Origin of the sequence: Antrihabitans stalactiti, assembly GCF_012932915.1 — a bacterium.
GTDB classification, from domain to species: domain Bacteria; phylum Actinomycetota; class Actinomycetes; order Mycobacteriales; family Mycobacteriaceae; genus Antrihabitans; species Antrihabitans stalactiti.
The window spans coordinates 1-2641 of the sequence record NZ_VCQU01000023.1 but is presented as its reverse complement, the minus strand read 5'-3'; the positions used below and the strand labels follow the sequence as shown (position 1 = coordinate 2641).

2 protein-coding genes are annotated in these 2641 nt (G+C 63.6%); both read right to left on the bottom strand.

The genetic code is table 11. From position 1 onward, the window contains the following. Positions 1-94 precede the first annotated feature (94 nt). Complete coding sequence (gene istB, locus FGL95_RS31940; RefSeq protein ID WP_169595019.1) at positions 95-850, bottom strand: IS21-like element helper ATPase IstB; 756 nt, start codon at positions 848-850, stop codon at positions 95-97. A gap of 64 nt (positions 851-914) precedes the next feature. After that, complete coding sequence (gene istA, locus FGL95_RS31935; RefSeq protein WP_338080115.1) at positions 915-2453, bottom strand: IS21 family transposase; 1539 nt, start codon at positions 2451-2453, stop codon at positions 915-917. Positions 2454-2641: the final 188 nt, after the last annotated feature.

Sequence of the window (2641 nt, the reverse complement as noted above, 5' to 3'; positions counted from 1 at the left end):
TGTCGGCCGTCGCGTAATTCCCCAGGGGTAGCCGTCACGTAATTCCTCACGTTCGGCGCTGCTGTGCTGAGGGTAGCTGGGGTTGTGGTCGGTGTCAGGTGGCTGTTGTGCCGGGTCGTTTGCGTGGTCGGTAGGACGGGCCGTCCATGAGGACTTGATGGCTGGTGTTGATCAACCGATCGAGCAGTGATTCGGCGACGACTGGGTTCGGAAACAGTGGATACCAATCCTTCGGTGCTCGGTTGCTGGTGAGAATTACTGGTTTCCCGGCGATGGCACGGTCGGAGACCAGGTCGTATAGGTCGTCGGATTGAGTCGGGGTGTGTTCCCGCATCGCGAAGTCGTCGACGATCAGTACGAGAGGTCGGGTGTATTCGCGCATGCGTTGACCGATGGTGCGGTCGGCGTGTCCACCGGCGAGGTCGGCGAGCATGCGTGAGCATTTGACGAACCGGATGTCGCCACCGCGGCGGGCCACTTGATGGCCAAGCGCTTGTGCCACATGGGTTTTCCCGACTCCAACGGGTCCGTAGAGGATCACTGATTCGCCGGCGTCGAGCCAGCGCAGGGCGGCGAGATCACGCAGCATCGCAGAGGGAAGTTTCGGGCTGACGGTGAAGTCGAAGTCCTCGAAGGTGGATTGATGCTCGAACCGTGCGCGGCGCACCCGACGCGCCAGCGCGGCGGTTTCGCGGCGGGCGACCTCGTCCTCGCAGAGCACTTGCAGAAATTCCAGATGGCCGAGTTTCCCGTCCCGGGTTTGAGCGAGCCTTGCGTCGAGGGTGTCGAGCATGCCGGTGAGTTTGAGGGTCTTGAGCGCAGTCCGCAGACTGGGGTCGTGAATGGTCATGACAGTCCTGTTTCGTCGATATGGTTGCAGCGGAACATGTTCAGGCGCACGGAGTTGGTGGTTGTCAGGCGCTGAGTTCGGTGTCGAAGGCGGCGGGGCCGCGCAGCATCGCCGGCGGCGCAGCAACCGGGCATGTGGGTTGGTCGCCGTGTTCGGTGCCGGCGACGAGGATGCCTTTGACGGTGCGGTAGCGCGGATCACCGACCTCGAGAGCGCGAGCACAGGCGGCGTCGAGGCGAGTGTCGTCGTAGGTGTCGCGCAACCGGATGATCGCCTGGATCGCCCGCAACCGGTGAATCGCGTTGACCTGGGACAACTCTGCGATGATCGCGACCGCGCCGGGCCCGATCTGCTCGGCATGAGTACGGCACCACGACACGCTGCGCAAGGTGTGTGCGACCTTGTGCGGCGGATAGTGTTCGAGATTGGTCGAACGCCCCGACAGATGACGGACATGGGTGGCCGCGACGGTGTCGTCGTGGAAGATCTGCACCACATCACCGGCGGTGCGGACACTGACTTTCTGCCCCATCAACCGCCACGGCACCGAGTACAACGCTTTGCCGGACTTGACGTGGCAGTCCGGGGCGACGGTGCCGACCGTGTAGAGCACCGTTTCGAACGAGCGAGCAGGCAACGCGGCGAGAGCGTCCTTCTCGACCGCGTCGAACACCGCTTTCGGTGTCTGCCCGTCCAGCCCACGATGGCGGTGCAGCCCGTAAACGTCAGTGGCCCAATGCAATGCCTCGGTCTGCATGTGCTGCAGCGAGGTGAATTCGCGGCCCGACCAGAACGAGTCCCGAATGTAGGGCATGGGACGTTCGACTCGGGGTTTGTCTTTGGGTTTGCGGGCCCTGGCCGGGTCGACGAGGGTGCCGTAGAAGGCGGCAAGCTCGGCGTAAGCGCGGTTGATCTGCGGGTCGTAGAGGTCGGGCCGGTCGACCCCGGTCTTGAGGTTGTCGCACACCAATCGATCCGGGACACCGCCGAAGAAGTCGAACGCCGCGACATGCGAAGCGTTCCACGACGCCTGATCCAGCTTCAGCACCGGCTGCACGAACAGCTTGCGTGAGCACGACAGGATCATCGCGAACACCCACACCGCGACCCGGCGGCCCGAGACCGGATCGAACCACATGCCGAGCTTGCCGTAATCGATCTGCGCTTCACTGCCAGGCTCGACCGCACCACGCGGCACGGTGACCTTGTCTTCGACCGACTGTTCGGCGAAAGTGGCTGCGATATAACGCCTTACCGTCGATTCCGACACGTCGACCCGATGGTCGTCGCGCAGCCGTTGCGCAATCGTGGCGACCGTAACGGGGACCCCCAACTGCTCGGTAATCCATTCATGGTGCACCGCAATCAGCGGCCACGTCACCGCCCGCGCCGCCGGGTCGTCGAGCTCGGGAAACCAGCGTCGTATTCGCCCTCGCCACACCGCCTCGTCGAACGGGACCTCCGGCGCAGGTTGCAGTCCCTCTGCAATCGCCGGCGCCAGGTACTTACGAATGGTCTTTCGGTCGATGTCGAGTGCCTGATAGATCTGCACCTGTGATCGGCCCGCATTCCAGTGTCGGAACATCTCCACGAAGTCAGTCACTTTCCACGTTCTCCTTGCCACCTCAGGCCCCTTCCAGGCCCTCGGCGGGGCACTGAACGGAGCGAACCTGAGCAGCACCCGAACCCCGGACCGGACACGCCCCACGGGGTGGGGAATTACGTGACGGCGGGTGAGGAATTACGTGACGGACAACCCCTCAGAGGTGGGGAATTACGTGACTGCTGACA